Annotated in this window: 17 protein-coding genes; 1 reads left to right on the forward strand and 16 read right to left on the reverse strand. The window is 70.1% G+C overall.

Annotated elements, in window-relative coordinates; genetic code table 11:
- Positions 1–3 precede the first annotated feature (3 nt).
- The 13 genes from ACXJ3V_RS12085 to ACXJ3V_RS12145 all read right to left on the reverse strand — a co-directional run bounded on the left by ACXJ3V_RS12085 (position 4) and on the right by ACXJ3V_RS12145 (position 12,406).
- Entirely contained in the window at positions 4–1,032 is a 1,029-nt protein-coding gene (locus tag ACXJ3V_RS12085; protein WP_457100554.1) for an ATP-dependent 6-phosphofructokinase, read from the reverse strand.
- Positions 1,033–1,155: 123 nt separating this feature from the next.
- Entirely contained in the window at positions 1,156–3,312 is a 2,157-nt protein-coding gene (locus ACXJ3V_RS12090) for a DEAD/DEAH box helicase (RefSeq protein WP_457100555.1), read from the reverse strand.
- 203 nt (positions 3,313–3,515) lie between these two features.
- Positions 3,516–4,145 carry a hypothetical protein gene (locus ACXJ3V_RS12095; protein WP_457100556.1) on the reverse strand — a complete coding sequence of 210 codons (630 nt, stop codon included), beginning with the start codon at positions 4,143–4,145 and terminating at the stop codon, positions 3,516–3,518.
- A gap of 27 nt (positions 4,146–4,172) precedes the next feature.
- Positions 4,173–5,057 (reverse strand): glycerophosphodiester phosphodiesterase, encoded by an 885-nt coding sequence (locus ACXJ3V_RS12100; RefSeq protein WP_457100557.1) that lies wholly within the window; start codon positions 5,055–5,057, stop codon positions 4,173–4,175.
- 93 nt (positions 5,058–5,150) lie between these two features.
- The gene (locus ACXJ3V_RS12105; RefSeq protein WP_457100558.1) at positions 5,151–6,014 is read right to left on the reverse strand and encodes an aldehyde dehydrogenase family protein; all 864 of its coding nucleotides are present in this window, start codon (positions 6,012–6,014) and stop codon (positions 5,151–5,153) included.
- Positions 6,011–7,471: an aldehyde dehydrogenase family protein gene (locus tag ACXJ3V_RS12110; RefSeq protein WP_457100559.1), complete on the reverse strand. Its 1,461-nt coding sequence runs from the start codon at positions 7,469–7,471 to the stop codon at positions 6,011–6,013. Before ACXJ3V_RS12110 ends, ACXJ3V_RS12105 begins: the two co-directional genes overlap by 4 nt.
- A gap of 22 nt (positions 7,472–7,493) precedes the next feature.
- Positions 7,494–8,501, reverse strand: a complete 1,008-nt coding sequence (deoC, locus tag ACXJ3V_RS12115; RefSeq protein ID WP_457100560.1) for a deoxyribose-phosphate aldolase — start codon at positions 8,499–8,501, stop codon at positions 7,494–7,496.
- Between the two features lie 58 nt (positions 8,502–8,559).
- A complete protein-coding gene (locus ACXJ3V_RS12120) occupies positions 8,560–8,931 on the reverse strand; it encodes a hypothetical protein (protein WP_457100561.1) in 372 nt (123 codons plus the stop codon).
- A 59-nt stretch (positions 8,932–8,990) separates the two neighbouring features.
- Positions 8,991–9,950 carry a bifunctional riboflavin kinase/FAD synthetase gene (locus tag ACXJ3V_RS12125; RefSeq protein WP_457100562.1) on the reverse strand — a complete coding sequence of 320 codons (960 nt, stop codon included), beginning with the start codon at positions 9,948–9,950 and terminating at the stop codon, positions 8,991–8,993.
- A complete protein-coding gene (locus tag ACXJ3V_RS12130) occupies positions 9,947–10,408 on the reverse strand; it encodes a hypothetical protein (RefSeq protein WP_457100563.1) in 462 nt (153 codons plus the stop codon). The genes ACXJ3V_RS12125 and ACXJ3V_RS12130 overlap by 4 nt, the downstream gene beginning before the upstream one ends.
- A 62-nt stretch (positions 10,409–10,470) precedes the next feature.
- Positions 10,471–10,839, reverse strand: coding sequence for a hypothetical protein (locus tag ACXJ3V_RS12135; protein WP_457100564.1), 369 nt, complete (start codon positions 10,837–10,839; stop codon positions 10,471–10,473).
- Positions 10,836–11,720 (reverse strand): tRNA pseudouridine(55) synthase TruB, encoded by an 885-nt coding sequence (gene truB / locus ACXJ3V_RS12140; protein WP_457100565.1) that lies wholly within the window; start codon positions 11,718–11,720, stop codon positions 10,836–10,838. The genes ACXJ3V_RS12135 and truB overlap by 4 nt, the downstream gene beginning before the upstream one ends.
- Complete coding sequence (locus ACXJ3V_RS12145; RefSeq protein WP_457100566.1) at positions 11,720–12,406, reverse strand: uridine kinase; 687 nt, start codon at positions 12,404–12,406, stop codon at positions 11,720–11,722. Before ACXJ3V_RS12145 ends, truB begins: the two co-directional genes overlap by 1 nt.
- A gap of 151 nt (positions 12,407–12,557) precedes the next feature.
- On the opposite strand from ACXJ3V_RS12145, the gene ACXJ3V_RS12150 reads away from it, so the two are divergent.
- Positions 12,558–13,448 (forward strand): A/G-specific adenine glycosylase, encoded by an 891-nt coding sequence (locus ACXJ3V_RS12150; RefSeq protein WP_457100567.1) that lies wholly within the window; start codon positions 12,558–12,560, stop codon positions 13,446–13,448.
- On the opposite strand, the gene ACXJ3V_RS12155 is transcribed toward ACXJ3V_RS12150, so the two are convergent.
- The 3 genes from ACXJ3V_RS12155 to infB form a co-directional block, all read right to left on the reverse strand.
- The gene (locus tag ACXJ3V_RS12155; protein WP_457100568.1) at positions 13,369–14,748 is read right to left on the reverse strand and encodes a glycosyltransferase; all 1,380 of its coding nucleotides are present in this window, start codon (positions 14,746–14,748) and stop codon (positions 13,369–13,371) included. The genes ACXJ3V_RS12150 and ACXJ3V_RS12155 overlap by 80 nt on opposite strands.
- Positions 14,749–14,817: 69 nt before the next feature.
- The gene (gene rbfA, locus ACXJ3V_RS12160; protein ID WP_457100569.1) at positions 14,818–15,300 is read right to left on the reverse strand and encodes a 30S ribosome-binding factor RbfA; all 483 of its coding nucleotides are present in this window, start codon (positions 15,298–15,300) and stop codon (positions 14,818–14,820) included.
- Positions 15,301–15,355: 55 nt separating this feature from the next.
- On the reverse strand, positions 15,356–18,166 hold the full coding sequence (gene infB, locus ACXJ3V_RS12165) for a translation initiation factor IF-2 (protein ID WP_457100601.1): 2,811 nt from the start codon (positions 18,164–18,166) through the stop codon (positions 15,356–15,358).
- Positions 18,167–18,202 lie beyond the last annotated feature (36 nt).

The following is an 18,202-nucleotide window of genomic DNA, read 5'->3' on the forward strand; positions in this document are numbered from 1 at the left end:
GGATCAGCCGAAGAGGGCTGCGGCCTCTTCGTACCGGTGGAGGGGCACGGTGTTCAGCTCGCCGAGCGCATCGGCGAAGGGCACCCGCACGATGTCGATGCCGCGCAGCGCGACCATCTGACCCCAGGCCTCGCTCATCACGGCATCCGCTGCCGCGAGTCCGAGGCGCGTGGCGAGCACGCGGTCGAAGGCCGACGGCGACCCGCCGCGCTGGATGTGTCCGAGGACGGTGGCACGGGTCTCGATGCCCGTGATGCGCTCGATCTCGGGCGCAAGGACCTCGCTGATGCCACCGAGGCGCGGACGGTTGAACGCGTCGAGCCCCTTGTCGCTGAAAGCCTCGTCCATGCCGGTCAGCGTGAAGCCCTCGGACACGACGATGAGCGGCGCCCGGCCGCGGTCGTGCGCACGCGAGACCAGGTTCGTGATGTCGGTGATCGACTGGGGCACCTCGGGAATGCAGATGGCGTGCGCGCCGGCCGCCATGCCCGCGTGCAGCGCGATCCAGCCGACGTGCCGACCCATGACCTCGGCGACCATGCAGCGCTGGTGCGAGTCTCCGGTCGTGCGCAGGCGATCCATCGCGTCGGTGGCGATGTTGACTGCGGTGTCGAACCCGAATGAATAGTCCGTGGCAGCCAGGTCGTTGTCGATCGTCTTGGGGACGCCGATGACGTTGATGCCGTCGTTGGCGAGGCGGTTGGCGGCCGCGAGTGTGCCCTCACCGCCGATCGCGATGATCCCGTCGATGTGGTGCCCGTAGAGGGTCTTCGCGATGTTCTCGGCGCCACCGCGCGGCCCCTCGTACGGGTTGGTGCGGCTCGTGCCGAGGATCGTGCCGCCGACCTTCGACAGCCCCTTCACCTCGTGCCTCGTCAACGGGAAGAAGTCGCCGTCGACAGCGCCACGCCACCCGTCGCGGATGCCGACGAACTCGATGTCGTAGGTCGTCGTGCCCTTGAGCACGGCGCCGCGGATCACCGCGTTCAGCCCCGGGCAATCGCCGCCGCTGGTGAGGATGCCGATCTTCATGCTGTGGGTCCTTGCGCTCGGTGTGGACGAAGCGGCGACGCTGCCTCAGTTGACACTATCGCCCGGACGCGGCGGCCTGCCACACCCGCCCGGTCACCCGGGCGCAAGGTTCTGGACGCGGGCCTACTCGGCCCCGAGCGCCTGCCGCAGCAGATGCATGAGCGCCGACAGCTGCACCGAGTCGCTGGACTGCGGATCGACGGCCTGGCCGTCCAGGGCGCGCAGCGCGAGCCCCTGCTTCGAGTCGATCAGCTCGGCGATCTTGGTGTCGAGCGTGTGCGCCGCGATGATGCGCCACGCGGTAACCGGCTCGTCCTGGCCGATGCGGTGGACGCGGTCGATCGCCTGGGTCTGCTCCGCCGCGGTCCACGACAGTTCGGCCAGCACGACGTTCGACGCCGCCTGCATGTTCAGCCCGACACCGGCCGCCGTCAGCGAGCACACCGCGATCCCGACCGTGGGGTCGGTGTTGAACGCGTCGATCGCGATCTGGCGGGCCGGGGTGGTCTGGTCGCCGCGGATCGATACGGTGCGCAGACCGGATGCCGCGAAGTGGCGCTCAGCGGCATCCATGACGTCGATGTGCTTGGCGAAGAACACGACCTTGCCGACGGAGCGCTGCAGCTGCACCGCATAGTCCGCGGCGAGCAGGGCCTTGGCCTGGCCGATCTTGCGGACCATCGTGAAGACGTTGTCTCCCCCGGCGCCGGCGTTCTTCGCCTCGTCGAGCTCGCCCTGCGCGACCAGTCGTACGATGTCCTCGTCCACCTCGCCCGGGGTGACCAGGCGGTTGCGGGCTTCGATGATGCGCCGGTACCGCGCCGCGAGCCGTGCTCCCAGCTCTCGCTCGGCGGCCCGGATCGAGCGGCCGAACTCGTCGTCGAGCTGCACGGGCAGGTCGGCGATGAGCTTGTCGGGCAGGTCGGCCGCGACATCCTTCTTCTTGCGCCGGACGATCCCCATCGAGATCACGGCGTCGCGCGCCTCGGGGTAGAACGCCTTGTCGGCCGGCGTGAGGCCGGTCTCGTCCAGCCGCGCCATGAGCTCGGGGCCGGGCTTGTCGCCCTTGGTCCAGCCCAGGAACCGCCAAATCGCGTCGAAGTCCTCGACGTCGTTGATCAGCGGGGTGCCGGTGAGCGCGAGCAGCAGCGGGTCGCGCACCTGCTCGCGGATGCGCGCGGCGAGCGCGAGCACGTTCTGCGAGCGCTGCGACGTGAGGTTCTTGATGAAGTGGGCCTCGTCGACGACCATGCCCTTGAGGCCGAGCGAGCTCAGCCAGGAGAGGTGCCGGTCGAGGATCTCGTAGTTGACGATGAAGATGTCGGCGAACGCGTCGATATCCTCGCCGTCGCCGGTGATGACCGTCGCGCGCCGCTGCGGGGTCCAGCGGTCGACCTCGCGGGCCCAGTTCATCTTGACGACGTTGGGCACCACGGCCAGGAGCGGGTACGCACCCGCGACGGATGCCGCGAGCACCGACTCCGCGGTCTTGCCCAGGCCCGGCTCATCGGCGAGCAGGAAGGTCCGGTGACCGTCGCGCACCGCCTCGAGGAAGCGGGACTGGTGGGGCATGATCTCCAGGCCCTTGGGCGAGAGCCGGTCGAACTCCGGCACCGGGGGGAGGTCCATCGACGCGGCGCCGCCGCCGGCGCCCGTCTCGAACGCCTTGTACAGAGGCCCCATGAGCTCCCAGCCGTCGAGCCGGCGGCGCGGGTTCGACGTCGGCGCGCGTACGGCGAGGTCGGGGGCGAGGAACGGGTTCGCGAGCTGGCGGGACTCGATCGCCATCGGCACGACCTGCCGCTCGGCGAGAGCCGCGGGCACGACGGTGGGCGCCACAGGGGCGGCGTCGGTGATGATGAGCTCGTCCGGGGCGAGGTCGGCGCCCGACTCGAGCAGCCAGTCCCGGCGCATGCGGCGCGCAACCGGCGATGCGGCCTGGTCGACCTCGAGCAGCTGGATGAGCGAGGTGTCCCGCGCCGCGGTCTTGGCGAGGATCGTGGCCACGCMGTCGAGGCGCTTGAGCAGTTCGGCGCGCGTGGCGTCGGGGATCGTGGCGTCGCCCTTCACCCTGGCGCGCTCTTCGCGCACCAGGAAGGCGATGACCTGGAACTTGACCCGGTTCGTGGGTCCGAGCTTTCCGCGCTGCGCCTTCGCCTCGACCTCGCGCACCTTACGGGCGAGGATCGGGATGATGGGCGCTTCGTCGTCGCGTCGCGCAGGCGACGGCTTTCTGCGTCGCTGCGACGCATTGCGCGCGGCGGATGCCGTAGTCGGCATGCTCCTCCTGAGAGTGGACGCCGGAGATCCGGCGGTGCCCGGTCGGGCGACCGGGCGAGGTGTGCACAGCTCCCGCGGGCGGCGGGGCCGTCACGGACGCGGGACAGGATGTGGGCTGATTCCGGCCGCTGGCACTCGCTTCGGCGAGCCGCGGCATCGAATTCAGGACATCCTGGGGCTCAGTCTAGCGGTTCCGGGCCGATTCAGCCCCAGAGCGTCGCCACGATGTCTTCGGTGTAGCCGGTGGGGGCGAAATTGATCCAGGCGGTGGAGACCCAGCCGTTGCCCCGGATGAAGTGCGTCTCGCCGAGGTGCACTTGCGTGTCGTCCTGGCTGATGACGGTCTGGTCGGTGCGGCAGATCGTGCCCTCCGCGTGCTGCTCGCAGCCGAAGCCGGCGTCGCGCAAGGCTGCCGCGATCGCGGCGGACTGAGCTGCGTCCACGATCGACACATTCGTCGCGAGCCCGAATTCGCTCGGCGAACCCCAGGAGCAGCGGATCGTCGGCACGCCGGAGTGCAGAATCTCCAGCAGCTCCGCGTTCTGCGTCGACAGCATCGTCACCCCCGGGTGGTTGAGGGGTGGCGCCTGCGCGGTGAGCGCCGCGAGCATCTCGGGTGAGTAGATCTGCTCGCATGTCGCGGGAAGGGCGATGTTCTCGGAATCCGCTGTCGCACTGGGCGAGGGCTCTGCTGCGCTCGGCGACGGGGTGTGCGTCATGGACGGAGACGCGGATGCCGTGGCCGAGGGCGTCGACGGCTCCGGCGCGCATCCCGCGAGACTCAGGGCGACGAGCACCGCGCCTGCCGCGACCACGAGGGCTCTTGCACGCACATTTCCTCCCGGAGTCTGGCCTCGATCCTACCCGCGGGCGCCCGCCTGCCACAGCGACAGCGTGCCGGGATCATCGGTGACGATCCCGTCGACGCCGAGCGCGGTGACCGCATCCCACTGCGCGTCGGTGTTCAGCGTGTAGACGACGACCCGCACGCCCGCGGCCTGCAGTTTGTCGACGATCTCGGGGTGCTTGATGACGGCGCGGCGCCCGACGATGATGCCGCGCGCTCCCACCTCCTTGGCCACGCGTACGACATGGCCGGGGAAGGCCTTCATGATCGCGAACCGCTGGATCGAGGCGGCCGCGTCTTTGGCGAACATCAGCGTCGCCGCGTCGAAGCTCGACACGGCGAGTCTCCGGTCGAGCCCGCGCGCCATCACCTCGGCGGCGAAGGACACGACGGATGCCTCGTCCCACGGTCCCTTCAGCTCCACCAGCGCGCGCTGCCCCGACACCTCGAGCACATCGAGGAACTCGTCGAGAGTGGGGACGCGCGTTCCGGCGAAGTGCGGGTCGAACCACGAGCCCGCGTCGAGCTTGCGCACCTCGGCGAGGGTGAGGTCGGCGAGCGCCCCGCGACCGTCGGTCGTGCGGTCCACTTCGGGATCGTGCATGAGGACGGGCTGCCGATCGGCGGTGAGCGCGACATCCACCTCGACGTAGTCGAAACCAGCCGCCAGCGCCGCCGTGACCGCCGGCAGGGTGTTCTCGGGGGCCGAGATCCCCCCGCCGCGATGGCTGACCACGACAGCCCGCTCGCCTGGCGTGCGGGCGGTCGTGGTCAGGTCGATCGATGTGTCCCGTGCTCCGCCGACGCAGGCGGTCACGACCGCGCTGATGAGGGCGACGGCGATCAGCAGGGCTTGATTCCCCGCGCCGAAGCGCGCGAAATACCGGTGGTCGGGCATCGGGCATGTCCTTCTCAACTCACGTCGTCGTCGACGTGAGAGCCCACTCTACATGCGCCGTTACCCTTTCGTTACACGAAATTCACCGAGTCTTCAGACCAGGCTCTTGGGGTGCCAGACGGTCTTGATCTCGGTGAATGCGGTGATCCGATGCAGACTCGGGATCACGGCATCCGTCCCGCCCTGCGGCGGAAGCACGCGCGTGAGGGTATCGGCCGCCGCGATCTGCAGATCCACCCACTCGAGGTCGCCGGCACCGGCGAGATCGAGGCCATGCACCTCCGGATGGGAGGCGAGCCACGGCGCGATCTCGGCGGGCGATCCGGTGAGCACGTTGACCACACCGGCGGGCACATCCGAGGTCGCGAGCACCTCGGCGAGGCTGATCGCCGAGAGCGGCAGGCGCTCGGCGGCCACCACCACGACGGTGTTGCCCGCGACGAGCGCCGGGGCGACCACGGACACGAGTCCGAGGAGCGATGTGTCCTGCGGGGCGATGATCCCGACCACGCCGGTCGGCTCAGGGACGGAGATGTTGAAGTACGGGCCGGCGACCGGGTTGCCGTTGCCGGTGACTTGGCTGTACTTGTCGGTCCAGCCGGCGTACCAGACCCAGCGGTCGATCGCCTCATCGACCTCGGCGGTGGCCGCAGCCGACGACAGCCCGGTCTGCGCGACGATTTCGTCGACGAACTGGGAGCGCCGGCCCTCGAGGATCTCGGCGACGCGATAGAGCACCTGACCGCGGTTGTACGCTGTGGCGCCCGACCAGCCCTTGATCGCGCCGCGTGCCGCGACGACCGCGTCACGGGCGTCCTTGCGCGAGGCCATGGCGGCGTTCGCGAGGAAGTCCCCCTTGGCCGAGCGCACTTCGTACGTGCGCCCCGATTCGCTGCGCGGGAACGCGCCGCCGATGAAGAGCTTGTAGGTCTTGGGCACGCTCAGTCTCTTATTCATTTCGCGGTTCCTGAGCTTGTCGAAGGGCCCTTCAGGTACGCGAGGAGGCCATGGCGGCCGCCCTCACGGCCGTAGCCGGACTCCTTGTAGCCGCCGAACGGACTCGACGGGTCGAACCGGTTGAACGTGTTGGCCCAGATGACGCCCGCGCGCAGCTTGTCCGCGACGGCGAGAATTCGCGAGCCCTTCTCGGTCCAGATGCCGGCGGAGAGTCCGTACGGCGTGTTGTTCGCCTTCTCGATCGCCTCGGCGGGCGTGCGGAAGGTGAGCACCGACAGCACCGGTCCGAAGATCTCGTCGCGGGCGATGCGGTGGCTCGACTGCACATTCGTGAAGATCGTCGGGGCGAACCAGAAGCCGCGGTCGGGGATGACGCAGTCCGACGTCCAGCGCTCGGCGCCCTCCTCCTCGCCGATGCGGCTGAGCTCGCGGACGCGGTTCAGCTGCTCCAGCGAATTGATCGCGCCGATGTCGGTGTTCTTGTCGAGCGGGTCGCCGAGGCGCAGCGTGGACAGGCGCACCTTGAGCCGCTCGACGACMTCATCGTGGATCGACTCCTGCACGATCAGGCGACTGCCGGCGCAGCACACCTGGCCCTGGTTGAAGAAGATGCCCGTGACGATGCCGTCGATCGCCTGATCGATCGGGGCGTCCTCGAAGATGATGTTCGCGGCCTTGCCGCCGAGTTCGAGCGTCACCTTCTTGTCGGTGCCCGCGACCGCCTTGGCGATCTCACGGCCGACGGCGGTCGAGCCGGTGAAGGCCACCTTGTCGACATCCGGATGCCGCACGAGCGCCGCACCGGTCGCTCCGGCACCCGTCACGATGTTGACGACGCCCGGAGGCAGATCGGCCTGCTGCAGGATCTCGGCGAAGATGAGCGCGGAGAGAGGCGTCGTCTCGGCCGGCTTGAGCACCACCGTGTTGCCCGCCGCCAGCGCCGGGGCGATCTTCCAGGCGAGCATGAGCAGCGGGAAGTTCCACGGAATGATCTGACCGGCGACCCCGAGCGCCCTCGGGTCCGCGCCGAGGCCGGCGTGGTCGAGCTTGTCGGCCCAGCCGGCGTAGTAGAAGAACCACGCGGCCACGAGTGGGATGTCGACGTCCCGGCTCTCCTTGATCGGCTTTCCGTTGTCGAGGCTCTCGGCGACCGCGAGCTCGCGCGCCCGCTCCTGGACGAGCCGGGCGATCCGGAAGAGGTACTTGCCGCGCTCCCGGCCGCTCAGCTTCGACCACGTCTTCTCGTAGGCGCGGCGCGCGGCGGCGACGGCGGCATCGACATCCGCCTCGCTCGCCGACGCGATCGTCGCGATGTGCGTCTCGTCGGCAGGGGAGATCGTCGCGAAGGTCGCTCCCGTGCCGGGGCGGAACTCGCCGTCGATGAACAGTCCATACTCGTCGCGCAGTCGCAGCACCGCCCGGGACTCGGGGGCGGGGGCGTAATCCAGGAAGCTCATTGCATCCATCCGTTCCGGGGCATCAATCGATCGTCACGTAGTCGGCGCCGGAGTAGTGTCCGGTGCGCAGCTTCTGCCGCTGCAGCAGCACGTCGTTGAGCAGGCTCGATGCGCCGTAGCGGAACAGGTGCGGCTGCAGCCACTCCTCGCCGGTCGTCTCGGCCACCGTGACGAGGTACTTGATCGCGTCTTTGGACGTGCGGATGCCGCCGGCCGGCTTCACGCCGATCTTCTCGCCGGTCGCGCGGTGCCAGTCGCGCACGACCTCCAGCATGAGGAGGGTCACCGGCAGGGTCGCCGCAGGCGCCACTTTGCCCGTCGAGGTCTTGATGAAGTCGCCGCCGGCGAGGATCGCCAGCCAGGACGCCCGCTTGATGTTGTCGTAGGTGTTCAGCTCGCCGGTCTCGAGGATGACCTTCAGCGACGCGGAGGTGCCGTCGGCACGGCGGCAGGCCTGCTTGACCTGGGCGATCTGATCGAACACCAGCCCATAACGGCCGGTGAGGAACGCACCCCGATCGATCACCATGTCGATCTCGTCGGCGCCATCGGCGACCGCGGCGGCGGTGTCGGCCAGCTTGATCGCGAGGGAGGCGCGTCCGCTCGGGAAGGCGGTCGCGACGGCGGCGACGCTGACGAGCCCGTCGTCCGGATCACCGTGGGCGGCGCCGAGCGCCTCGACGGCGTACGGCACCATGTCGCCGTAGACGCAGACCGCGGCGACCCGCGGGCAGGTCGGGTCTGAGGCATCCGGATTCAGCGCCTTCGCGACGAGGGAGCGCACCTTGCCGGGGGTGTCAGCGCCCTCGAGGGTGGTGAGGTCGATGAGCTCGATGATCTTGTCGAGTGCCCAGGCCTTCGAGGTCGTCTTGATCGAGCGGCTGCCGAGGTCGGCCGCGCGCTGCTCGAGACCGACCGCCTCCACACCGGGGAGCCCGTGCAGATAGCGGCGCAGGGTGGTGTCGTCAGGCTCGCCGCCCAGCAGCTCGGCCGCTCGCTGTGGCAGGGTCTGCAGGTCCGTCCGGCTCATCGCACTCCTCCATCGACTGGGATCTGTCGCATCGCTTCGAGCCGCATCCGTGCCCGGCTCATTCGGTGGCGGATCGGGCGACCGTGCTCGCGTGCCTCAGCAGCACGACCAATCCGATCGCGACGACCACGACGAACGCGATGCTCAGCGCGGTGAACGCGAACCAGTTCTCATCCAACGCGAGCACAATAGCCGCGGCCACCACGGTGATCACCGCCGCGGCGATCTTCGATCCGAACTTCAACCCTACCGCCGGGGTCAGCCGCCCGGCCGGGGAATCCGCCCTGGCCAGGATGAAATCGGCGAAGGCGTCGAGGGTCGCCAGCAGCGACGCCGAGTACGCGACCGCGCAGCCGAGTGCGCCCCAGAGGTTGACCGACGGAGCGGCCCCGGCATCCGCGGCGGCGAGCACGAGCTGTGCGGCATCCACGTCCTTGATCGTAGAGCCGCGCCCCGGCAGGGTCTACCGGCGCCGGGGCATTGCGGCGGTCAGGACAGCAGGCGCCGCACGGTGACGACGTCGTCCGCGATCTGCTCGACGAGAGCCGGCACCCCCTCGAAGGCGACCATCCCGCGCACGCGTGCCACGAACTGCACCTCGACACGGTGGCCGTACAGATCGATGTCCGTCTCATCGAGGACGTGCGCCTCGACCAGGCGCTCCGTCACGTCGTCGAACGTCGGGTTCGATCCCACGCTGATCGCGGCGGGGAATCGGATGCCGGGCCGCAGCCGGCTCGGCGACCCCTCGTCGACGAGCCAGCCGGCATAGATGCCGTCCGCKGGGATGAATCCCTCGAGTTCGGGAGAGAGGTTGGCGGTGGGGAATCCGAGTTCGCGTCCGCGCTTGTGTCCGTGCACGACCTCGCCCCACACCGAGGCGGGACGGCCGAGCAGCTTGGCGGCGGACTCCACCTCGCCCTCGGCGAGGAGTTCCCGGATCCACGTCGAGGAGACGCGGCGGTCCGTATCGATCGAACGCACATCGTCGACCACGTCGACGCGGAAGCCCAGCTCCTCCCCCAGTTCGCGCAGGACGTCCGGGTTGCCGGTGCCGCCCTTGCCGAACCGGAAGTCGAGGCCGACCATCACGGTGCGCGCGCCGAGCGCGTCCACCAGGATCCGCTCCACGAAGTCGCGCGCAGGCAGGCTCGCGAGCTGCTCGTCGAAACGCAGCACGAGGGCCGCGTCGATGCCGGTCTCGGCGAGCAGCTGCACCTTCTGGGTCACCCCGATGAGATCCTCGGGGCACAGCTCGGGGCGCAGCACGCTCAGCGGGTTGCGGTCGAAGGTGACGGCGACGACGCGGGCGTCGCCGATCGCGGCATCCACCCGCGCACGCTCGAGCACGGCCCGATGGCCGGCGTGTACGCCGTCGAACTTGCCGATGGCCACCACGGAGGGGCCGAAACCTGCGGGCACCTCAGCGGGATCGCGGAAGACGATCACGGCGTCACCGAGGCGGTCGCGGCCTCCGCTCGCGCCTCTTCGTCGGTGAGCGGAGGGTGCTTCACAAGCCACCAGATCCCGAAGAAGGGCAGCACGAGGGGGATGAACAGATAGCCGATCCCGTATTGCGACCACACGGTCGGGTGCTGGAAAAGCTCCGGCAGGACGACGCTCAGCGTGCCGATCACCAGCACGCCGACCAGTTCGAAGCTGATCGCGACCCAGGCGACGATGTACCACCGTCTGCTGCCCGCGAACACGAGCGCGAGGGTCGCGACGATGTAGACGACGGCGGAGAGCGCAGACAGTGTGTAGGCCACCGGAGCGGCGTCGAACTTCTCGACGATCTGCACGAACGAACGACCGGTCGCCCCGAGGGCCATGATCGCGTACACGATCACGAGCACGCGGCCGATGCCGGAGATCCGGCGTGAACGGGTGGGGGAAGTCATCGTCATCCATCCTACGGCGCGCTCGGCGAGGGTCCCGGCGGGCGTCACGCGGTGTGATGCCGGATTGCTCAGGCGAGCTGGACGGTCCAGATGACGTGCATGCGCCACACCATCACGGCCACCGCCAGCGCGGTGATGCCCATGATCACCGTGCTCCAGCGGCTGCGCTCGAGCAGCGCCCATACGACGGCCGCGGGTGGCAGGATCACCGCGGACACCAGGTACACCCAGAACTCGAGCAGCGATCCGGTCGGGGGGTTGCCCAGGAACGGCGCGACGATCGCGATCACGACTTGGGCGATCAGCAGCAGTTCGAGCAAGGCGAGCGCGCCGACGGTCAGGTCGCTCGGTCGCCGGCCGGCGAGGCCGAGCACGACGCACAGGAGGCCGGCGACGACCGCGACGGCCACCTGGGCAAGCGTGAACCACAGGATCAACGGGCGGCCTCCGGCAGATTCATGACGCTCTTCACGTCGTCGCCGCGGCGTTCGACGATCCCCACCAGGACGCCTGCCGGGTCGATCGCCGCCGTGGGCGTCGTGCCGATCCGTGACGCCGAGCCGGGGAGCCGCTTGCCATGGCGGAGGTCCCGGGCCTCGTCATCCGTCACATCCAGTCTGCCGAGCACGACCTCGGCGGCCTGCGCCGGCTCGAGGAGCACGGCGGTCGCCAGGTCATCGACGGATGCCGCATCCCGAACGTCGAAGGGGCCGATGCGCGTGCGCCGCAGCGCCGTGAGGTGCCCGCCCACGCCGAGGCTCGCGCCGAGGTCGCGGGCCAGCGCTCGGATGTACGTGCCGCTGGTGCAGTCCACGACGACATCGAGATCGATGAACCCCTCCTCGCGGCGCTCGGCGAGGACGTCGAAACGCGACACCGTGACGGCGCGCGCGGCGAGGACGACCTCCTCCCCCGCGCGGGCGAGATCGTAGGCGCGCCGGCCGTCCACCTTGATGGCCGAGACCCGGCTGGGCACCTGCGAGATCGGGCCGCGCAGCGGGGCGATGCCCAGCTCGATCTGTGCGGAGGTGATGGCCGAGGCATCCGTCGCCTCGATGATCTGGCCGTCGGCATCATCGGTGTCGGTCGCGGCGCCGAGGCGGATCGTCGCCTCGTAGGTCTTGTCGAGGCCCACGATGAAGGTGAGCAGGCGCGTGGCGGCCTCGACGCCCAGCACGAGCAGGCCGGTGGCCATCGGGTCGAGGGTGCCGGCGTGCCCGATCTTGCGGGTGCCGAGCGCCTTCCGCGCGCGGGCGACGACGTCGTGGCTCGTGATCCCACCCGGCTTGTCGACGAGGAGGATGCCCGGCGCGGCCATCAGCAGAAGTCCTGGAAGACGCGGTAGGGGTGCGCGTGGTCGGTGTTGTCGACGATGGCGGATGCCGCGGTCCTCGGCCCGGCTTCGCGCAGGTAGAGCTCCTGCCCTTCGCGATAGCGGGTGTTCGAGGGCGCCAGGAAGTCGGGGTCGGTGCCATCACGATCGGCGACGCGGCGGGCGGCGACATCGAGCGGCACATCCAGCCACACCGACCAGTGCCAGATGCCGCGCAGCTCAGGTCGGTGCAGGAAGATCCCGTCGACGACGAGCACGGCGTCGCGCGGCGCCGTCACCCACTCGGAGCCGACCGGCGCATCGCGGTGCACGTCGAACGCCTCGAGCTGGAACCCCGTCGACGCGCCGGTCTGCCCGCCATCGCGGAACGGGTCGATGAGGACCCGGCGGAACGTGGCGTAGTCGTACGAGTCGCGGTAGAAGCCCTCCGGCGACGTGCGGCCGCGGGCGTACCGCTCGACGCGCGGCCGGTGGAATCCGTCGATGCTCGCGCGGAAGACCGCCGAGCCGTCCTCGGCGAACACTGACGCCAGGCCCTCGGCGAAGGTCGTCTTGCCCGCTCCGTCGATGCCGTCGACCGCGACGATGACGCGGCCCGCCCGGTAGTCGTGGCGCACCTCGTCGCGCAGGCTGCGCCACAGGGTCGTGGCGGGCGTGATCGGCAGGCGCATGCCTCCAGCCTACGGTCGGCGCACGCGTGGCTCGCTCGGCACCCGAGGAGATTCGCAGTGCTGAGGACGCTTGATGGCCGCGGCATCCTCGGAAGTGCGAATCTCCTCAGGAGCAGAGGGGCCCCGCCTGCGGCCGCCTAGGCTGAACCGCATGCCCGATCTCGCGACCCCGCTGGTCGCCTGGTACCGCGGCAGCGCACGCGATCTGCCCTGGCGCCGCCCGGGCTTCGATGCGTGGGGTGTGCTGGTGAGCGAGTTCATGCTCCAGCAGACGCCGGTGAACCGCGTGATCCCCCACCTGGAAGCCTGGCTGCACCGCTGGCCGACCCCGGCCGCGCTCGCGGCAGACGCCCCGGCGGAGGCGGTCAGGCAGTGGGCGAATCTCGGCTACCCGCGGCGGGCGCTGTGGCTGCACCGGGCGGCCGTGGAGATCCGCGACCGGCACGACGGGGTTGTGCCGCGGGATGTGGAGGCGCTCCTCGCCCTGTCCGGCGTCGGCGATTACACAGCGCGAGCGGTGGCGGTGTTCGCCTACGGCGACCGGCATCCGGTCGTCGACACGAACACCCGCCGCGTGCTCGCCCGCGCGATCGACGGCCGCTCGCAGCCGGGACCGCCGTCCCGACGCGATCTGGCGGCGATGGCGGGGGTGCTGCCCGCCGACCCTGAGGCCGCGCGGATCATGAACGCGGCCACCATGGAGCTCGGCGCGACGACCTGCACCGCCCGCGCCCCGAGGTGCCTCGCCTGCCCGGTGGCCGACCTGTGCGCCTGGCGCGCGGCAGGCTACCCCGACACCGGCGACGAACGCCGCCGTCAGGCGCGATACGAGGGCAGCGACCGGCAGGCACGCGGCGCGGTGCTCAAGGCGCTGCGGGATGCCGCACCCGAGCCGGTCGCCCTCGACGAGGTCGTCGCGGACTGGCCGGATCCGCTGCAGCGGGATCGGGCGATCGACTCGCTCATCGCCGACGGGCTCGCCGAGGCGTCCGGGGAGCTCCTGTCGCTGCCGGGACATCCACAGCGCGAACCGGGCCGGTGATCGCCGAACCGTATCGATCCGACGCGACCAGCTCGGTGACGATGCGCTCGAGGTCCGCCACACCGGGCGCGGACGCGATCTCCGCCTGCAGCGCCAGGGCGCGCTCGCGGTAGTGCCGCTCGGCGAGCACCTTCTCAACGGCGGTGGCGATCTGGGCCTGGGTGGGGGTGCCCGTACGCAGATTGATGCCGACGCCGGACCACTCCACGCGACGCGTGGTCTCCATCTTGTCCTCGGTGTCACCGGCGACCACGATCGGAACCCCGTGCCCGAGCGCGAAGTGCAGACCGCCGTAGCCGCCGTTCGTGACGAAGACCCTGACCTTCGGCATGAGCAGGTCGTATGGCAGGAACTCGGCCGCCCGCACGTTCGGCGGCAGCGGCCCGAGCACGTCCACCGGGGCTCCGCCGGTGGATACCACCACGAGCACGTGGTGGTACTCGAGGGCGCGCATGGTGGGGAGGACAAGGTCCTCGAAATCCTCGTTGGCGACAGTGCCCTGCGAGACGTGCACCACCGGCAGGTCGCGGTCGAGCTCGTGCCACCACGACGGCAGCTCGGCGGCGCGCGACGAGGCCCGGATCACCGGTCCGATGAAGCTCACATTCGCGGGGAGGTCCCGCCGTGGGTACTCGAATCCGGGCACGGTGAACTGCGCGTAGTGGTCGGCGCGGACGGCCCAATCCATGAAGAACACGTCCAGCTGAGCCCCGGTGAGCTGCTCGACGATCTGCTCGACCTGGTGCTGCGGGGCGCGGAGGATGAAGTTCTTCGCCGCCCAGGCCAGGAGACGGTTGCGAGCCCTGCCCAGCGCATCCGAGCGCGGCAGGATGCCCAGTCCCCACGGCGCGGTGTCGACGCTGGAGAGACCGAGGGGAAGGATGCCGCAGGCCACCACCGGCGGGCGCGGCTGCTTCGAGAACACCAGCGCGGCAGCGCCGACCACGGTGAACTCGGTGAGGACGGCGTCGGTCCGCTCCGCCTCGATCGCCTCCCGCAGGGCCGCGTACTGGGCGGGCGCGGGGGCGACGAAGATCCGGTCGATGCTTCGCGCCACACCCCGGGCGCCCGATGGCCTCCCGCCCTCCGCGACCATCTCGGCGAGAACTGCCTGATGATCGACCTGGGCCTCCGCGGGCCACGGAATGAACTCCGCACCGGTGCGCCGCACCGCATCGGCGAACCGGTCGCCCGCGAGAAACCGCACGCGATGCCCTGAGCCGGTGAACTGCTCGGCGACGCCGAGCATCGGCGCGACATGGCCGTCGGCGACGTTGGCGGCGAGCAGAACGGAGACCATCGCCGGCTCCCCTCGGTCGTCGGACGACCTAGGAGAATGATGACGCCCGCCACAGCGAGCGTCAACGGGTCAGACCCCGACGGCGTCCTCGTCCTCGTCGGCGCGGGCCTCGTCGGACTCGTCGTCCTCGTCGAACTCGCGCGGCTTGACGTACGGGTCGGCATCGCCGGCGTAGTTCGCCGAGGAGGCGAGCCCTGCGACGGCTTCATCCCGCTCGCGTGCTTCCCGCAGGAGCGCCGAGATGTGATCGGCGTTCTCCGGGATCGCGTCGAGGATGAACTCGAGCGACGGGGTCAGCCGCACGTTGAGGTGCTTGCCGACCTCGGAGCGCAGCATCCCGGTCGCCGACTTGAGCGCTTCCGCGGACGCGTCGCGCTCCTCTGCCGTGCCGAGCACGGTGTAGAACACCGACGCGTGCTGCAGGTCGCCCGTCACCTTGACGTCGGTGATCGTGACGAATCCGAGCCGGGGGTCGCGCAGACCCTTTTCGAGTCGCTCTGCGAGGATGACGCGGATCCGGTCGCCCAGGCGCGCTTGACGTTCGCTGCCCATTGTTCTTCCTCTCCCATGGTGAGGGGCGCCCGGAGGCGCCCCTCACGCAGTGGAACTAGCCGCGCGGCTTCTCGATGAGCTCGGTGGTCTCGATCTCGTCGCCGATCTGGATGTCGTTGAACTTGCCGAGTCCGATACCGGCCTCGTAGTCCGTGCGCACCTCGGTGACGTCGTCCTTGAAGCGACGCAGCGACTCGATGGCCAGGCCATCGGCGAGCACGACGCCATCGCGGATGACGCGCGCCTTCGCGTTGCGCGTGATCGTTCCGGAGCGGACGATGACACCGGCGATGTTGCCGAACTTCGAGGAGCGGAACACCTCGCGGATCTCGGCGACACCGGACTGCACCTCTTCGAACTCCGGCTTGAGCATGCCCTTGAGGGACTGCTCGACGTCGTCGATCGCGTTGTAGATGACCGAGTAGAACCGCGTGTCCACGCCCTCGCGGGAGGCGCGCTCGCGCGCCTTCGAGTCGGGGCGGACGTTGAACCCGATGATGATCGCGTTGTCGATCGTCGCAAGGTTGACGTCGGACTCGGTGATCGCACCGACACCGCGGTGGATGATCCGCAGCTGCACCGAGTCGTCGACCTCGATCTTGAGGAGCGACTCCTCCAGCGCCTCGACGGCACCGGACACGTCGCCCTTGATGATGAGGTTGAGCGACTCGACCTTGCCCTCTTCGAGTGCACGGGTGAAGTCCTCGAGCGAGATGCGCTTGCGGGCCTTGGCCAGCTGGGCGTTGCGCTCGGCCGCTTCACGCTTCTCAGCGATCTGACGGGCGAGGCGGTCCTCGTCCGTGACGATGAACGTGTCACCGGCACGGGGCACGGAGTTGAGCCCCTGCACCTGCACGGGGCGCGACGGGTAGGCCTCGAGGACGGCATCGCCGTTCTCGTCCGCCATGGCACGGACGCGGCCGTAGGCCGTTCCCGCCACGATGGAGTCGCCGACCCGGAGCGTTCCGGACTGGATGAGGACGGTGGCCACGGATCCGCGGCCCTTGTCGAGCTTCGCTTCGATCGCGACACCGCGGGCGGCCTTGTTCGGGTTGGCCGTGAGGTCCAGACCCGCATCGGCGGTCAGCAGCACGGCATCCAGCAGTTCCTGGATGTTCGTGCCGGCACGTGCCGAGACGTCGACGAAGATCACATCTCCGCCGTACTCCTCTGCGACGAGGCCGTACTCGGTAAGCTGCTGGCGCACCTTGGCCGGGTTGGCGTCGGGCTTGTCGATCTTGTTCACCGCGACCACGATCGGCACGCCGGCGGCCTGGGCGTGGTTGAGCGCCTCCACCGTCTGCGGCATGATTCCGTCGTCTGCCGCGACCACGAGGATCGCGAGGTCGGTCACCTGCGCACCACGAGCACGCATGGCGGTGAACGCCTCGTGACCAGGGGTGTCGATGAAGGTGATCGCGCGCTCGATGCCGTCGTGCTCGGTCCAGACCTGGTACGCACCGATGTGCTGCGTGATGCCACCGGCCTCGCCGGCGACCACGTTGGTCTGACGGATGGCGTCGAGCAGACGGGTCTTACCGTGATCGACGTGGCCCATGACCGTGACGACCGGCGGACGGATCTCGAGGTCGTCTTCGCTCTCGTTCTCGAGTTCTGCGTCGAGGTCGAGACCGAAGCCCTCGAGGAGCTCCTTGTCCTCGTCCTCGGGCGAGACCATCTGGATCTTGTACCCGAGCTCGACACCGAGGACCTCGAAGGTCGCCTCGTCGAGGGACTCGGTGGCCGTGGCCATCTCGCCCAGGTTGAAGAGAATGGTCACCAGCGTGCCGGGCTGCACCGTGTAGCCGGTGATGTTCTCGATCTTGTCGGCGAAGTCCGAGATCGACGCGCCGCGGCGCATCCTGATGATCTCGCCGTTTCCGCGCGAGACGTTGACGCCACCGACGATCGGGGCATCCCTCATCTCGAACTCTTGGCGCTTCGCCCGACGCGACTTGCGCTGCCTGGACTTGCCGCCACCCTTGCCGAAGGCACCTGCGGTGCCACCGCCAGGACCGCGACCGCGGCCACCTGCGCCACCGGGACGACCGGCGAAACCGCCGGCTGCCGGGGCACCAGGAGCGCCACCGGGACGCTGGAAGCCGCCACCGGCACCGCCGGGACGACCTGGCCCACCCGGGCGCTGCTGGAACGGAGCGCCACCGGGACGACCGGCGCCACCCGGACGGCCGGGACCGCCAGGACGTGCGCCCGGTGCACCCGGACGCGGGGCGCCGGGACGCGGAGCCTGCGGACGCGGGATGTTGCCCGGGCTCGGGGTCGGGCGCTGGCCCATCCCCTGCGCCGAAGCGAACGGGTTGTTGCCCGGACGCGGGCCGGCCGGGCGCTGGCCCATGCCCTGCGCCGAAGCGAACGGGTTGTTGCCGGGGCGCGGGGCGCCGCCGGGACGAGGAGCGGGAGCCGCCCCTCCCGGTGTCGGTGCGGCGTCGGCGGAAGGAGCCGAGGGAGCTGCCGGGGCCTCGGCCGCGGGTGCGGCCGGTGCAGCGGGAGCCGCCGGTGCCGCCGGGGCGGGGGTCGCTGCGGCAGGCGCAGCCGGAGCGGCGGGCGCCGCCGGGGTCGCGGCAGCAGCGGCTGCAGGCGCAGGCGCGGCGGCTGCCGGAGTCGGGGCTGCGGGTGCAGCGGGACGCACGGGGCCTGGGCGACCGGCCGGGCGCACCGAAGCCGCGGGCTTCTGCTCGACGGGTGCCGAGTGCGACGCTCCATCCGCCTCGAGGGCGGCGCGAAGCTTGCGAGCCACGGGCGGCTCAATGGTGGACGAGGGGCTCTTGACGAACTCGCCGAGCTCCTTCAGCTTGGCGAGGGCCACCTTGCTGTCGACTCCGAGTTCGGAGGCGATCTCGTGCACGCGTGGTTTTGCGTTTACCACAATTCTCCTGTCTGA

This window comes from Microbacterium sp. P5_E9 (genome assembly GCF_054049175.1).